Origin of the sequence: Saccharicrinis sp. 156, from assembly GCF_050589685.1 — a bacterium.
Classification (GTDB): domain Bacteria; phylum Bacteroidota; class Bacteroidia; order Bacteroidales; family Marinilabiliaceae; genus Saccharicrinis.
This window is the reverse complement of record NZ_JBNGOS010000039.1, coordinates 48,112-62,672: the sequence shown is the minus strand read 5'-3', so window position 1 is coordinate 62,672 and position 14,561 is coordinate 48,112. Positions and strand designations below refer to the sequence as shown.

14 protein-coding genes are annotated in these 14,561 nt (G+C 39.8%); 6 read left to right on the top strand and 8 right to left on the bottom strand.

Translation table 11 applies throughout. The features are described 5' to 3' along the window. Positions 1-260: 260 nt before the first annotated feature. The 4 genes from tyrS to ACRD64_RS20540 all read left to right on the top strand — a co-directional run bounded on the left by tyrS (position 261) and on the right by ACRD64_RS20540 (position 3,407). Positions 261-1,565, top strand: a complete 1,305-nt coding sequence (tyrS, locus tag ACRD64_RS20555; RefSeq protein ID WP_430935576.1) for a tyrosine--tRNA ligase — start codon at positions 261-263, stop codon at positions 1,563-1,565. Positions 1,566-1,688: 123 nt separating this feature from the next. Then, positions 1,689-2,267 (top strand): outer membrane beta-barrel protein, encoded by a 579-nt coding sequence (locus ACRD64_RS20550; RefSeq protein WP_430935574.1) that lies wholly within the window; start codon positions 1,689-1,691, stop codon positions 2,265-2,267. A 252-nt stretch (positions 2,268-2,519) separates the two neighbouring features. After that, positions 2,520-3,020, top strand: coding sequence for an outer membrane beta-barrel protein (locus tag ACRD64_RS20545; RefSeq protein ID WP_430935572.1), 501 nt, complete (start codon positions 2,520-2,522; stop codon positions 3,018-3,020). Between the two features lie 123 nt (positions 3,021-3,143). Beyond that, entirely contained in the window at positions 3,144-3,407 is a 264-nt protein-coding gene (locus ACRD64_RS20540) for a hypothetical protein (RefSeq protein WP_430935570.1), read from the top strand. A gap of 356 nt (positions 3,408-3,763) precedes the next feature. Here ACRD64_RS20540 and ACRD64_RS20535 read toward each other — a convergent pair whose 3' ends face one another. Continuing rightward, the gene (locus ACRD64_RS20535) at positions 3,764-4,465 is read right to left on the bottom strand and encodes a head GIN domain-containing protein (protein WP_430935568.1); all 702 of its coding nucleotides are present in this window, start codon (positions 4,463-4,465) and stop codon (positions 3,764-3,766) included. Positions 4,466-4,746: 281 nt separating this feature from the next. On the opposite strand from ACRD64_RS20535, the gene ACRD64_RS20530 reads away from it, so the two are divergent. After that, positions 4,747-5,259 (top strand): hypothetical protein, encoded by a 513-nt coding sequence (locus ACRD64_RS20530; RefSeq protein ID WP_430935566.1) that lies wholly within the window; start codon positions 4,747-4,749, stop codon positions 5,257-5,259. Positions 5,260-5,319: 60 nt separating this feature from the next. Here ACRD64_RS20530 and ACRD64_RS20525 read toward each other — a convergent pair whose 3' ends face one another. After that, positions 5,320-6,336: a 2-oxoacid:ferredoxin oxidoreductase subunit beta gene (locus ACRD64_RS20525; protein WP_430935564.1), complete on the bottom strand. Its 1,017-nt coding sequence runs from the start codon at positions 6,334-6,336 to the stop codon at positions 5,320-5,322. A gap of 4 nt (positions 6,337-6,340) precedes the next feature. After that, complete coding sequence (locus tag ACRD64_RS20520; protein WP_430935562.1) at positions 6,341-8,191, bottom strand: 2-oxoacid:acceptor oxidoreductase subunit alpha; 1,851 nt, start codon at positions 8,189-8,191, stop codon at positions 6,341-6,343. Positions 8,192-8,600: 409 nt separating this feature from the next. Between ACRD64_RS20520 and ACRD64_RS20515 the strand changes: the two genes are divergently transcribed. Then, a complete protein-coding gene (locus tag ACRD64_RS20515) occupies positions 8,601-9,119 on the top strand; it encodes a gamma carbonic anhydrase family protein (protein WP_430935560.1) in 519 nt (172 codons plus the stop codon). Positions 9,120-9,267: 148 nt separating this feature from the next. On the opposite strand, the gene murI is transcribed toward ACRD64_RS20515, so the two are convergent. The 5 genes from murI to ACRD64_RS20490 form a co-directional block, all read right to left on the bottom strand. Beyond that, positions 9,268-10,095 (bottom strand): glutamate racemase, encoded by an 828-nt coding sequence (murI, locus tag ACRD64_RS20510; RefSeq protein ID WP_430935558.1) that lies wholly within the window; start codon positions 10,093-10,095, stop codon positions 9,268-9,270. Between the two features lie 145 nt (positions 10,096-10,240). Then, positions 10,241-10,759, bottom strand: a complete 519-nt coding sequence (locus tag ACRD64_RS20505) for an OmpH family outer membrane protein (RefSeq protein WP_430935556.1) — start codon at positions 10,757-10,759, stop codon at positions 10,241-10,243. A gap of 48 nt (positions 10,760-10,807) precedes the next feature. Further along, positions 10,808-11,329: an OmpH family outer membrane protein gene (locus tag ACRD64_RS20500; protein WP_430935554.1), complete on the bottom strand. Its 522-nt coding sequence runs from the start codon at positions 11,327-11,329 to the stop codon at positions 10,808-10,810. A gap of 47 nt (positions 11,330-11,376) precedes the next feature. Next, on the bottom strand, positions 11,377-11,889 hold the full coding sequence (locus ACRD64_RS20495; protein WP_430935552.1) for an OmpH family outer membrane protein: 513 nt from the start codon (positions 11,887-11,889) through the stop codon (positions 11,377-11,379). 60 nt (positions 11,890-11,949) lie between these two features. Further along, positions 11,950-14,559 (bottom strand): BamA/OMP85 family outer membrane protein, encoded by a 2,610-nt coding sequence (locus ACRD64_RS20490; protein WP_430935550.1) that lies wholly within the window; start codon positions 14,557-14,559, stop codon positions 11,950-11,952. Between the last annotated feature and the right edge of the window lie 2 nt (positions 14,560-14,561).

Genomic DNA, 14,561 nt, shown 5'->3' with positions numbered 1-14,561 from the left:
CAGAAATAATTAATTTAATTTTTAATGGCTAAAGTTAACGGCTATGGAAAGTAATCGGGACAAGTGATGCCTCGTTTCAGTGATGCCTTGTTTTATTGTACCTGCCATGTTCATGACGAGCCTATAATACATAATCCGGGTTTAATAATAAAATACTGCTTTGGTTGTTTGGTTTCTGATATTAATATCCAATCTCTACAAAGTTTATTATCTTTGGCGTTTCATAAAAATCAGATATTAAAACATTCAATTATAGAACCATGAACTTTGTTGAAGAACTGAAATGGCGCGGCATGATTCACGATATGATGCCCGGAACCGAAGAGCAACTGCAAAAAGAAATGACCACGGGTTATGTTGGCATCGACCCAACTGCCGATTCTCTTCATATCGGTCACCTCGTTACCGTGATGATGCTTAAACATATGCAGGTGGCCGGTCACAGGCCTATAGTTTTGGTTGGCGGTGCAACGGGGATGATTGGGGATCCTTCGGGAAAATCGGACGAACGTAATCTTTTGGACGAAACCACGCTTCGGCATAACCAAAATTGTATAAAAGAACAGTTAAGCCATTTTTTGGACTTTGACAGTGGCAAAAAAAACCAGGCCATCATGGTAAACAACTATGACTGGATGAAGGAATTCTCTTTCCTGGGTTTTATTCGTGACATTGGCAAACATATTACCGTTAATTATATGATGGCCAAGGATTCGGTTAAAAAACGAATCAGCGGAGAAGGAAACGCAGGACTTTCATTTACCGAGTTTACCTACCAGTTGGTTCAGGGCACCGACTTTTACCATTTGTATAACGAGTACGGATGCAAACTTCAGATGGGTGGTTCCGACCAATGGGGAAATATTACGACCGGAACCGAGCTTATAAGAAGGCTGAGTAAGGATGGTGAGGAAGGCAAAGCTTTTGCCATGACTTGTCCTTTAATTACAAAGGCCGATGGCGGCAAGTTCGGAAAAACCGAATCGGGGAATATCTGGCTCGACCCCAAGCGTACGAGCCCATACAAGTTTTATCAATTTTGGTTAAATGCCTCCGATGAAGATGCAGAGAAGTATATTAAAATTTTCACCCTGCTTTCGCAAGAGAAGGTGGAAAAACTGGTAAAGGAACATGCTGAAGCGCCACATGCACGTGCTCTTCAAAAAAGACTGGCCGAAGAAATTACTGTGATGATACATGGCCGGGAAGCGTATGAGGCATCGGTTGAGGCCAGCCAGATACTTTTCGGGAAATCGACCATGGACGCACTTAAAAAAATTGATGAGGATACTTTCCTTGCCGTTTTTGAAGGCGTTCCTATGTTTAATGTTTCAAAAGACGAATTGGAATCGGGAATTGATATCTTGGAACTTCTTGCTGTACAAACAGAAATTTTCCCTTCAAAAGGTGAGGCACGCAAAACCATTAAAGGCGGAGGTGTCAGCTTAAACAAAGAAAAAATTACAGTCGGTGACATGTCAGTAAATACCGATTATCTTTTAAACGACAAATATCTTTTGGTTCAAAAAGGTAAAAAGAACTTCTTTGTGGTTATTGTGGAGTAACACAACATCCACCTACAATATGCAAACCTTCATCAATAAATTTGGTGGAGGTTTTTTATGACCAATAATTAAAATTACTTTAGGGTTACAGATAATTTATACATTAACCTTAAACGTAAAAAAATGAAAAAGCTATTTCTTTTCGTGGCGATTTCTGCTCTTTTCTCAACCCTTTCAACTGCTCAGTTAAACAGTGGGAAATTACATATATCAGGAGCTTCTGATTTAACATTTACTTCTACTAAAATGAGATTCCAATATGATGGGGAAAAGATGGGCGATGAAGTCTCAAACAAAAATTTCAACCTTAGTCCAACAGTAGGGTACTTTGCTGTGGATAATTTTGCCATAGGATTGTCTTTAACGTATGAATACGATGAGGTAGAGGATTATAAAACAACCACTTCCATTGTAGGACCATATGCCATCTATTACATTGGTTCTTCCAATGTTCGTCCCTATCTAAGAGCTGATTTCGGTATTGGTACTCAAACCGAAAAAGAAGAAGGTTCGGATGAATTTAACATGGATGTTTTTGCTTATGATTTTGGCGGTGGAGTAGCCGTATTTCTGAATGATTTTGTTTCGCTCGACTTTGGATTAGTTTACGCTCATGTAGCTGTATCAGATTCTGACGACTCTAAAGCCAAGTTAATCACCGATGGTATTGGAGTACTTGCAGGCTTATCCGTGTATTTTTAATTCGAGATTAACATAATGACACGTAGATGCCATTAGTGTAGAACTCTACTCTATTTAAATTGACCTCAGTCCTGGCTTTTTTCATTTTTTTGTTCCATGAAGGTACCATAAAATTCCACTAACATATTTAATCTGTAGGTCAGTAACCAATTTTCGAAGGAATGCCTTTGTTCGGCAAGTTGACAAACAAACAATATTTACATACTTTTGGATCTGTATTTCTTTATTATGTGCAACCTAAAAAAATTGGATATGAAAAAATTACTATTAGCAGTGGTTATGATGACAATGGTTTCCTCATTGTCTTTTGCTCAAAACGAAAACATAAAATACGGCGGCGGACTTTCCTTGGGTACCGATTGGGCCGTTGATGGGGGAATGGGTATTGGGATTAACATTAGAGGCGAATATGAGTTTAACGAAGATTGGTCAGTATCTCCCGGTTTCACTTTTGTTTTTCCAAGTTCTGAGGGTGATTTTAAGTTAACGGCCTGGCAATTAAATGCAGATGCACATTACAATTTCTATGAAGAAGGTGATTTTGAATTTTATGGCCTGGCAGGATTGAACTATTCACACGTTAAAGTTAAATATGATGGACCTACTGGCGGATTTGGATTCTCCGCAGAAGCTTCGGATGGCGAAATTGGGATTGATTTAGGTGCCGGAACCAACTACGATATGTTTTTTGGTGAAATAAAATATGATACAGCGTTTGAGCACCTGGCCATAACGGTTGGGGTTCGTTTTTAACCATATTCCCAAAAATTATTAAACCGGCCATGCGCCGGTTTTTTTATGCCTTTTTTTATCTGGTAATATATGCTTCGTTTTCAAGGTGGTGCCCAATGCATGCATGAATGAAATATTGCACGTTTGGGGTTGGAGACCGAGTACACAGAACATTTTGAAGTTTTCAAGAAACAAGAGGAGCCAATTGTTATTTACGACCGGGTGCCAGACAGCCCCAACATGAACAAAATGCTACTTGAAGATTACAAAGCTGCCTTTCAAGTCATAGAACATCTCGTTTCTATTGGGTTGCAAAAATATTGCAACATTGAAAGAAATCAGTCCATGGACATATTAAATATAGATTGGAGGTTAGAGATGAGTTTATCGCTCAACAACAAACTCTAATCTGAACCAGGTATGCAAGGCGATTCGGTTTCTTAGACAAAAAACAATACCCGATCGTGTTTTCTGTGCCGGTGACCACTGGGCTATTACGCCATTCAATGCTTTATAAAAAAAGCACAGTGTACCGGAAAACCTAACCATTGTGGGGGTTCAGCAATTATTCGATCTCGGAAATTATAGAACCCACTTTAACAACCATTATTATGCGTACACGGCATATCAAAAGACATTCTACCTAAGATAGAGCGACAAAGCATAAAACCCGCTCCTATAATCAGCACACAAAAATTAAAGACAATCGGGGTATTTAAAGAACATTGAATCCTAACGTGGACAAAATATTTAAATTATACGGGTTAATACCCGCTAACATCGCCACCGCCCGACTCGCTAATATTTTTCTTTTTTGGGGAACCCATATAATTTACATCTCCGCCGCCACTTGCCTTAGCCGTTATAGATTCTGATGCAAAAACGTCGATATCGCCACCGCCACTTGCCGAAGCAGTTACATACTTGGCCTTCAATTTTTTGGCATTAATATCCGCCCCACCCGAAGCGGAAGCTGTAAGTTGTTCGGTCGTTCCTTCTACCATAATGTCAGCCCCTCCGCTACAGTTTAGTATTAAACTTTTAGTATCTACCGATAAATAGATATCGGCTCCCCCGTTTGACTTCACATTAAGATGCCCTGATTTTATAACAGAATTTCCTCTTATATCCGCACCCCCATTGGCTGTAATATTTGTAAACTCCGGGGCTGAGACATATACTTTTCTTACATCTTTTAAATTCCATCGGAAATTTCCTTTGACATAAACATGTAAAGTTCCACCTTTTACTTCGGTAACTATTCTGTGAATCTGACTTTTTGAAGCCTCCACCTCCACGCTGCACTCACTTCCTTGTACGATGTATACGTCTAAACCGGAGTTTGCCGTAATTGAATTAAATTTCGCCACTTCCCGCACTTCCCTTTCGTTGGTTCCGCTTTTTGCCAATAAGCTTACTCCGACAAGCAATGTGAATACAGATAATATTACTTTTTTACGTGCCATATGTGTTGTTTTTTATGTTTTGGGTACCTGTGCATTCTGACGTCTAATGTGCCACATAAGTTACAACATTTCAATATTTTTTTTCAAAAATAAACTACTTATAATTTTTACAGAGGCTATTTATTGCTTTACTAAATTCCATTCCTAAGAATTCACCTATTGACATTATAGAGAAAGCTTATTAAATTGAATAGATATTTAAAATAATGGATACCAGATACCATTAAAAAAAACGGGGCGGAACCGAAAAGCCATACGAGTAGGGTTTTTATACTCAGATTATGAAAAAGAATTTAGTTGTTTTATTTGTTGCCATGTTTGCACTTACATCATGTACGCAACGTTTGGTTGATTTCACCATTATTTCAACAAAAAATGTTGACCTAAGCAAAGGGGCCTCCTTTGAAAGAGGTAAAGCAAGGGTCGAAGGTTCTGATAAAGCTTATATTATTATTTTCATTCCCACAGGTATTCCAAATATGAAAGAAGCTATCGACAGAGCTATTGAGAGCGTACCTGGTTGTGTTGCTTTATTGGATGGTGTACTTTATAGTAAATTCTTTTATTTTATTGTTGGCGAAACAAAATATGTTGTTGAGGGAACACCTCTTATTGATCCGTCACTAACTTCTAATTATGAAGACGGCCCCATTTATCGAGTTGTAAAGCTTGACAAAAATGGTGGAGTCTCCCATATCGAAGATATTTCTGCCGACGAGTATTTAGCGTTAAAAAACAAAACCATCAAAGGCAATAACAAGGTTAAATTTGAAAACTCAACTACCCTAAGGTAAAATATATAAAAAGGATTGCTTTTTTGAGCAATCCTTTTTCATAGAATATAAGATTTGTATTTATTCTACCTCCCAAACTTCTCCCGAATTAACCAATTCTTCGAATGTATGTACCCTGGTATTTTTCTGAACCTCATCTAATTGCTTTTCAACACATTCATCGTAACTAAGTCCGTCCGCCGAACGGATAACCCCTAAGGCAACCGGTAGTTCCGGATAATCCATATTGGCTAACTTACGATGCATCGAAACATGATGGGTTTCGGCATCATGTACCAAAATATCATCCATGGTATACCCATCTTCACCAAGGGTAACCGCTTTAATGTTCATACCGTCCATCACCAAACCTTTGTCCCTGTTGGTGCCGAAAATCATTTTTTCGCCATGTTTTAAAACAATGGTCCTGTCCAATTTATGTTCTTTGTCTGTGATGGCCTCATGTGTTTTATCGTTGTAGATCACACAATTTTGCAGCACTTCCACTATGGATGTTCCTTTGTGTTTTGCAGCCTCCTCCAATACTTCCACGGAAAGTTTCAATTCTTTATCCACTGTTCTGGCAAAAAACTGGCTTCGTGCACCTAACGCCAATTCCCCGGGTCGAAAAGGATCTTCCACCGTACCAAATGGTGAAGTTTTAGAAATAAACCCTCGCTTTGAAGTCGGCGAATATTGTCCTTTCGTCAATCCGTAAATTTGGTTATTAAAAAGAATCACGTTGATATCAATATTCCTTCGGATAAGATGAATAAAGTGGTTTCCTCCAATCGCCAAGGCATCTCCATCGCCTGTAATCTCCCATACATGCAAATGGGGATTGGCCACCTTAACACCCGAAGCAACCGCTGCGGCCCTTCCATGAATAGTATGAAAACCATAGGTATTCATATAATATGGGAATCGCGAAGAACAACCGATTCCGGAAATGACGGCCACATTGTGCTGTTCCACGTTTAAGTTGGCCATGGCCTTTTGTACCGAATTAAGAATCGCATGGTCACCACATCCCGGACACCATCTTACACTTAAATCACTTTTAAAGTCGGTATATTTTAATTCACATTGTTCACTCATGACATTACTCCTCCAGTAATTTTTTAAACTGCTCCTTTAATTCCAAAACCGTAAATGGTAAGCCCTGCACTTTGTTGTACTGACGATACTGAATATCAGGAAAATTCATACGCAGGCAATTGGCAAACTGACCTAAATTTAATTCACAAACCAATATTTTTTTGTATTGCTTTAACACGTCATGTGCATTTTTGGGCAACGGATTTATATAGTTAAAATGTGCCAAAGCAATTCCTACACCCTCATCCTGAAGTTCCTCCACTGCGGTATACAAGTGCCCAAAGGTACCGCCCCAGCCAACCACAAGTACTTCACTATCCGGATCTCCTAAAATGTCTTGTTCCGGAATATAGTTTTCTATTTTTTTCACTTTGGCCTCCCGATAGTACACCATCTTCTCGTGACTTTCGGCATCATATGAAACACCGCCTGTATTTTCATCTTTTTCCAAACCGCCAATACGATGCATTAGACCAGGTGTACCAACGGGTGCCCAACAACGAACCAATGATTCGGGATCCCGTTTGTATGGCATCCAACCCTCTTTTTCTTCATCGGGAACACGCTTGGCAACAATCTCGGGATAGTCTGCCAAATCAGGAATCCTCCATGGCTGCGTACCATTGGCCAAAAAACCATCCGTTAACAAAATTACGGGTGTCATGTGTTCAATGGCAATTTTAGCCGCATAAAAAGCATATTCGAAACAGTTGATAGGCGAAGAAGCTGCCATCACCACACACGGGCTTTCTCCGTTTCTGCCATATAAGGCCTGCATCAAGTCGCTCTGTTCTGTTTTGGTCGGCAGTCCTGTTGACGGGCCTCCGCGCTGTACATTTACAATCACCAGTGGCAATTCCGAAATAACCGCCAAACCAATGGCTTCGCCTTTTAAGGCCAATCCGGGACCGGAGGTGGATGTTACAGCCAAATCACCTGCAAAACTGGCTCCAATAGCGGTACATATCCCTGCAATCTCATCCTCGGCCTGAAATACTTTTACACCTAAATCTTTACGGGCAGAGAGTTCTTGAAGAATCTCTGTTGCCGGGGTAATAGGATACGATCCTAAAAACAATTCAAGGTTTGCTTTCTGGGCAGCTGCAATCAAGCCCCATGCAACAGCAGTATTACCATTTAAGTTACGGTACTTCCCCTTTTTAATGGATGCCGGGTTAATATGGTACGAAGGCGTTACCGCTTGGATAATCACACCGTAATCATAACCTTCCTTCAGCACTTTTAAGTTGGCCTCCACAACCAATGGGTTTTTGGCAAACTTTTTCTTAATAAACTCACGTGTATGCTCAAGCGATCGGTCAAACAACCAATACACCAGACCAAGCGCATACATGTTTTTACTTCGCAAAATACTTTTATTATCCAATCCCATATCCTTCAGACTCTCTTTGGTAAGGGTTGTGATAGGGGCTTTAATAATATTATAATCGCCAAGTTTATCCTCGGTAATTGGATCATTTGTGGTATAACCCGCCTTCTCCAAATGTTTGTCATCAAAACTGTCCACATCCATAACGATGGTCCCGCCCGGTTTTACCCATTTAGAATTAGCCTTTAGTGCCGCCGGATTCATGGCCACCAGCACATCGGCATAATCGCCCGGTGTGTATACCTCCGTGTGGCCAAAATGAACTTGAAAACCGGAAACCCCACCAATGGTTCCTTGTGGGGCCCTGATCTCAGCCGGATAATCTGGAAATGTAGAAATATCGTTTCCAAAAACCGCCGAAGTATTTGAAAACAAGGTTCCGGTCAATTGCATTCCGTCACCCGAGTCGCCCGAAAACCTCACAACGACCTCGTCCCGCTCGATTACTTTTGAACTTCTGCCCATAATTATTTTAAAACTTTATATCAGGATTCTTTATAGATTCTTTCATCATAATTACATAAAATAAAATCCTGCAATAAGGGTCATTGAGGATTCATGTTCTAGTAATTTCCTTAAAAGAATCTGTTAGCGTTAATTGAACAGTAAAGGTAATCGGTATGGAATAACAAAAGCTTGACAGACGTCAGTATTTAAGCGTGAAAACCAATATTTTATGTTCTTTTTCTCCTCAACAAATACCAATCCAAAACTGTTTGTTTAAAGATAACTAAACTGATAAGACAATACAACGGATTTTCGAATAAATCAAAGTCATGCTCACGAACATATTATTTGCTAGTAAAAAGCGTAAATTTGCACGAAATGTTGGTTTAAGAATCAATAATAAATTTAAACAAATACTACTAAATTAATGGCACTAATAAAAGAAGTAAGGGGATTTACTCCCAAAATTGGAGAAAATGTATATTTAGCCGAAAATGCCACCATTGTTGGCGATGTTGAAATGGGAAACGATTGCAGCGTTTGGTTTAATGCAGTGCTCAGGGGGGATGTAAACTCAATTCGTATCGGCAATAAAGTTAATATTCAGGATGGATCTGTTTTGCACACGCTTTATGAGAAATCGACCATCGAAATTGGCGATAACGTTTCTATTGGACACAATGTTACCATTCATGGCGCAAAAATAGAGAACAATGTTTTGGTAGGTATAGGAGCTACTGTTCTGGACCATGCCGTTATTGGAGAAAACTCTATCATAGCAGCTAATTCATTAGTCTTAACCGGGACTAAAGTTGAGCCGAACAGTGTATATGCCGGAGTTCCCGCTAAAAAGGTAAAAGATATTGAACCGCAGCAAACCAAGGAAATGATTAATAAAATTGCGAATAACTATCTGATGTACTCTAGTTGGTACAAGGAGGAGTAATTAGGCATTGCTTAGTGAAGCAATGGTCTGTGCTGGTCCGGTTAACTTTTCCAAAGTTAAAAACTTTGGAAAAGTTTGATTGTTCATATGCTGATTATGAACATTTTCTGAAATCAAACCCATGATTTACAAGATTTACCAATGACATTTACAGATGAATATGTTTTACCTCGATGTCCTCTTTAAAAAAATAACCTGCTGTCTGCTTGAATTTATCGGCGTTTTCGGTAGTATAAAATGACACCTGACCATTTTTAGAGCACTTAGCCTCCATTTCGGGGTGACGTTTAAGGTAATCGGCCAAACTATCGGCAACAATATCACCTTGCGCCAAAATGGTACATGAACCTGGTAAAAACTGTTTTATTTTATCCAGAAGCAACGGATAATGGGTACAGCCCAAAATCACCGTATCAATATCCGCATCCTGTTTTAACAGGTTATTCACGTTTTTCCGGATAAAGTAATCTGCCCCGGCCGATTCTGCCTCACCGTTCTCCACCAATGGCACCCACATGGGACATGCCTCTTGAAAGACCTCCAGTTTTTTCGATTGTTTTTTTAATTCTATTGAATACGAATCCGATTGGACCGTTCCAACCGTTCCTAATACACCAATTTTATGGGTCAAGGTATATTGGGATACCACTTCAACACTGGGGCGAATAACGCCTAATACACGCCTGGTTGGGTCTATTTTGGGCAAGTCGTTTTGCTGGATAGTCCTAAGCGCTTTGGCCGACGCAGTATTACATGCCAAAATAATGAGGTGCACGCCCATTGAGAACAGTTTTTTGACCGCTTCCAGGGTATATTCATACACCACATCAAACGATCGGGTGCCGTATGGTGTTCGGGCATTGTCGCCCAAATACAGAAAGTCGTATTGCGGCAAACGTTTCCGTAGCTTATCTAATACGGTAAGCCCCCCGTACCCCGAATCAAAAACCGCTATGGGCCCTAACTTATTTTCCATTTATTACTTTCCATTTACTTAATAAAAGATAAGCCACAAATAATCTTGCCTCTTTACTAAAGTTGAAAACTTCGGAAAAGATTAAACCAAAAAAGGATGGCTATTTACATAACCATCCTTCAAATATATATTTTTTATATAGTTTCTAGTTAACCGAAGCCGTTAATTTAGCTTTCACCAACTCTTCCACATCCGTACTTTTTTCTGAATGATAGATAACAACCCTGGAACTAACATCAAAAATGTATATAAAACCATTTTCGGCACCTACTTCGTCAATTGCTTTCTGAATTTTTTGGATGATAGGTTGAAGCATTTGTTGCTCCTGGGTTTGTATGTTCTGTTGCGCCAACATCTTAAAGTTTTGCAATCGTTGTTGCAGTTCCTGGATTTCTTTTTCTTTAGTGGCCACAATTAACTCAGGTAAAGAATCCCTTTTATCCATATAATCGGTATACTTGGATTCCAACTCTTCATTCATCACCTTTAGGTTTTCCTCCAATTTTTGAGCTTCTTCTTGTAATTTTTTATCGGCGGCCAGCTTTTCAGGTAGTTCAGATACCAGCTTTTGAATATTAACGTGTCCGAATTTTAACTCTTGAGCAAATGTGCTTGAGCTAAACACAATCACCCCAACAACTAGTAGTAATTTAATCGATTTCATATGTTTATTTTTTTTATTCTTAGATTATTATTTTAATGGTAATTGATATTATTGAATTCCGAGTTTTGCTTTTACCAAGTTGGATACATCAATGCTTTTTTCCGACTTATATACCGCCAGGCCTCCTACTTCTTCAAAAATATATAGGAAACCATTTTCGGCACCTACTTCTTGAATGGCGTTACTCACTTTGTCGAAAATTGGCTTTTTAAGCTCCTGTTCTTTCTGTTGCAAGGTTTGCTGAGAAGTTTGAAAAAAGTTTTGAACCTTGAGATTGCTTTCTTGCAACTCGGTTTCGATGATATTTCTTTCATCGGGCGACATGTTACCTGCCTGCATTTTAGTGAGATAATCTGTCTGAAGCTTTTTTAAATCTTCCTGCATGGTTGTTAGCTGTGCCTCCAGAGTTTCGTATTGCCCCTTCAGTTGCTCGTCAATTGTTTTCAATTCGGGCATTGCGGATAATATCGCCTGCGTATTAACATGACCGAATTTAAGATTGGATTGTGCCGACACCATCGTAGAACCTATCAAGGCCAATCCAACAAAAAGTTGTTTAATTAGTTTCATAAATCAAGTATTAACATTACACATACCTTCTAGGTATATGCGACTATCTATTTTTTATATCCCAGTTTTTCTAAAACATCGTCGCTAATATCGTATTTTGCGTCGGAAAATAAAACTACACCGCCCGATGCTTTATCAAATATGGCCGCATATCCTTCGTCCTCCACCATTTCGCGTATGGCGTTGTATATGTCGTCCTGAATAGGCTTAATCAGCGCCTCCCTTTTTTTGCCTAATTCACCTTGCGGCCCAAAATATTTTGCTTGTAACTGTCGCGCTTCTTTTTCTTTGGCCACAATCTCCTCTTCTTTCTTTATTTTCATCTCGTTAGATAAAAACACGCTCTCGGTCTGGTAATTCTGATACATGGTTTCCACCTCGGCATATACGGCTTCAATTTCTTTTTGCCAACCTTGTGAGGTTTGATTCAATTGGTCGTTTGCTGCCTCAAACGCAGGTATATTCTTTAAGATATACTCCGTATCGACAAAAGCATACTTTTGAGCTTGTATAGTTAAGCCAAACGCCATTATCATCGCAATAAAAACTATTTTTTTCATGTCTTTAATTTTGGTTAAACACTACACTTGGTTTCATGTATCTCAAAAATCAAACCACAATTAAAATTGTTGCCCAATCACAAAGTGGAACTGGCTTCCATTGGCACCTTCAACCTGAGCTTCATCAAATCCATATCCCCAATCAATTCCCATCAATCCAAAAATTGGCAGGTAGATACGGACACCGATTCCGGCAGAACGTTTTAAATCGAATGGGCTATAATCCTGAAAATCGCTCCATGCATTACCTGCTTCTAAAAATGCCAACGCATAAACCTGGGCCGATGGCTGCAATGTTAACGGATATCGCATTTCAAAGGTGAGCTTATTATAGATGTTACCATCGTAACTCCCATATCTGTTTCTTGGCGTTAACGATGAGTTTTCATATCCTCTAAGTCCAACCGTTTGACTACCATACATACTATAACCTGACATTCCGTCTCCTCCCAGCATAAATTTCTCGTACGGGGAACGAACGTTTTCGTTATAATATCCCAGGAATCCCATCTCATATTTACCCATGAGTACGAGTTTCTCGGCTTTATCAAGCGGCGTAAATATCGATCCTTGTGTGGTCCATTTATGGTATTCGATATAATCGTATAATTGTTCCTGTGCTTCTGCTCTTTCGTCGGTATCTCCGTTAATCGTTAGGTCATAAAGGTTCGCATAGTTTTTGTCCATCCAGGCTGAATAAGGTGGTGTAAATTCCACCCCGAAAGAAAAGTTAGAGCCCCTACGTGTATACAACGGGTTATCGATGGAGTTGCGCGACAACATAAACTTGAAGTGTAAGTTCTGCGACACCCCGTTTTGCATAATAAAATATTGCCAATCCATGAGGTCGTAGTGTTGGTAGCTCACTTCGGCATATAACGAGAACCAGTCATCCGGCCATGTTAAACGCTTTCCGAAACCAACGGACACACCGAAAATTTTCATATGCTGATCGATCTCCGAAGCATCGTATTGGGAATAGCCGTAATTACTTCCATAACCTCCATAATAGCTACTGTTAAAATAGCTGTTATAATTATTGTAATAACTATCGGAAACACTTGATTGAATAGAACGGTATGCCGATACGGTTAACGAATTCGGCCTTTTGCCACCCAGCCACGGCTCGGTAAACGAGAAGCTGTACGACTGATAATACTTACCGTTGGTTTGTGCTCTCAACGACAACGTTTGTCCGTCACCCGTAGGCAACGGCCGCCATGCCTCTTTATTAAATATATTACGTACCGAGAAGTTTGAGAATTTAAGCCCCAATGAACCCACAAACATGCCGGCACCCCAACCGCCGGAGAGCTCAATCTGGTCATTGGCTTTTTCTTCCAGGTTATATACCAGGTCAACGGTCCCGTCCTCGGGGTTTGGCTGCACATCGGGTTGAATATTTTCGGGGTTAAAGTGCCCCAGCTGGGACAGCTCTCGTACCGTACGAATCAATTCCGATTTGCTAAACAGCTGTCCCGGTTTAGTACGAACTTCACGGCGAACCACATGTTCATGCGTTTTAGTGTTTCCATTGATGACAATATTATTAATAGAAGCTTGCTTACCCTCGTACACACGCATCTCCAAGTCAATGGTATCTCCATAAACATTTACTTCTACCGGCTGGATATTAGAGAACAAGTAACCGTTGTTCATATAAAGGTTATGCACCGCGTCATCATCCTGAAACAAACGCTCGTCCAATAGCTTTTGGTTAAAAACATCCCCTTTCTCCAGTCGCAACATGGCACTCAGATACTCACCGGGGTATATGCTATTCCCAATCCAGGAGATATCACCCAAGAAATATTTAGACCCTTCTTCAATATTTATCTTAATATCTACGGTATTGTCGTCGTTCCTGGATATGGAGTCGTAATCGATGATCATATCCCGGTATCCAAACTCATTATATTTATCAATTACGGCGACAAGATCCTCCTGATAGGTTTCGTCGATAAATTTTTTGGTACGGAAGAAATTTTTGATTTTACCTTTGGCATTGGTCTTCTTCATGGTACGGTTTAACTTACTGTCGCTAAACACTGTATTACCTGTAAAATCCAGTGCCCTAACTTTTACTTTCTCCTTTTTATCAACGGTAATGTCCAGGTAAACATGGTTCATTTTGGTAGTATCGTCCTTTTGCACTACACGAACCTCTGTATTATAGAATCCCTTGCCCACAAAATAATCCGTTATATATTTCTCGGAACGTGTAATCAGATAAGGCGTAACCTGACTTCCTTTCATCATGGCCACTTTTTCAGCTACGGTCTCTATCTCCGATTTCTTCAACCCATAGTAGTTGATATCCGACAAGCGAGGACGTTCCTGCAGTTGAATTTCGAGCCATATTTTCCCGGATTCAATTTTAGATGCCTTTATCTTCACATCGGAAAATAGTCCGTGCTCCCAATATTTCTTGATGGCCTCCGAAATTTTCTCGCCGGGAACATTGAGTTTTTGACCGACTTTTAGTCCGGAAAGGTTTACCAGGATCTTAGGATCGTAGTTTTGGATACCTGTTACAGTAATTTCAGCTATTTCGTATTTACGGGGAGAACCGGAATAGCTAATGAGAGGTACACTCTCTTGATTCTGAGCAAACGATAATGTGGGGAGTATGGTGAGAATGATAAAGAAAAGTGTAAAATGTTTCAGCATTA

Bases quoted from the DNA above. Each gene is read 5' to 3' on its own strand.
- ACRD64_RS20495 (WP_430935552.1), bottom strand. From the start codon at position 11,889: ATGAAAAAAATAGTTTTTATTGCGATGATAATGGCGTTTGGCTTAACT.
- ACRD64_RS20550 (WP_430935574.1), top strand. From the start codon at position 1,689: ATGAAAAAGCTATTTCTTTTCGTGGCGATTTCTGCTCTTTTCTCAACC.
- ACRD64_RS20520 (WP_430935562.1), bottom strand. From the start codon at position 8,191: ATGGGCAGAAGTTCAAAAGTAATCGAGCGGGACGAGGTCGTTGTGAGG.
- tyrS (WP_430935576.1), top strand. From the start codon at position 261: ATGAACTTTGTTGAAGAACTGAAATGGCGCGGCATGATTCACGATATG.
- ACRD64_RS20500 (WP_430935554.1), bottom strand. From the start codon at position 11,329: ATGAAACTAATTAAACAACTTTTTGTTGGATTGGCCTTGATAGGTTCT.
- ACRD64_RS20490 (WP_430935550.1), bottom strand. From the start codon at position 14,559: ATGCTGAAACATTTTACACTTTTCTTTATCATTCTCACCATACTCCCC.
- murI (WP_430935558.1), bottom strand. From the start codon at position 10,095: ATGGAAAATAAGTTAGGGCCCATAGCGGTTTTTGATTCGGGGTACGGG.
- ACRD64_RS20545 (WP_430935572.1), top strand. From the start codon at position 2,520: ATGAAAAAATTACTATTAGCAGTGGTTATGATGACAATGGTTTCCTCA.
- ACRD64_RS20505 (WP_430935556.1), bottom strand. From the start codon at position 10,759: ATGAAATCGATTAAATTACTACTAGTTGTTGGGGTGATTGTGTTTAGC.
- ACRD64_RS20530 (WP_430935566.1), top strand. From the start codon at position 4,747: ATGAAAAAGAATTTAGTTGTTTTATTTGTTGCCATGTTTGCACTTACA.
- ACRD64_RS20515 (WP_430935560.1), top strand. From the start codon at position 8,601: ATGGCACTAATAAAAGAAGTAAGGGGATTTACTCCCAAAATTGGAGAA.
- ACRD64_RS20525 (WP_430935564.1), bottom strand. From the start codon at position 6,336: ATGAGTGAACAATGTGAATTAAAATATACCGACTTTAAAAGTGATTTA.
- ACRD64_RS20535 (WP_430935568.1), bottom strand. From the start codon at position 4,465: ATGGCACGTAAAAAAGTAATATTATCTGTATTCACATTGCTTGTCGGA.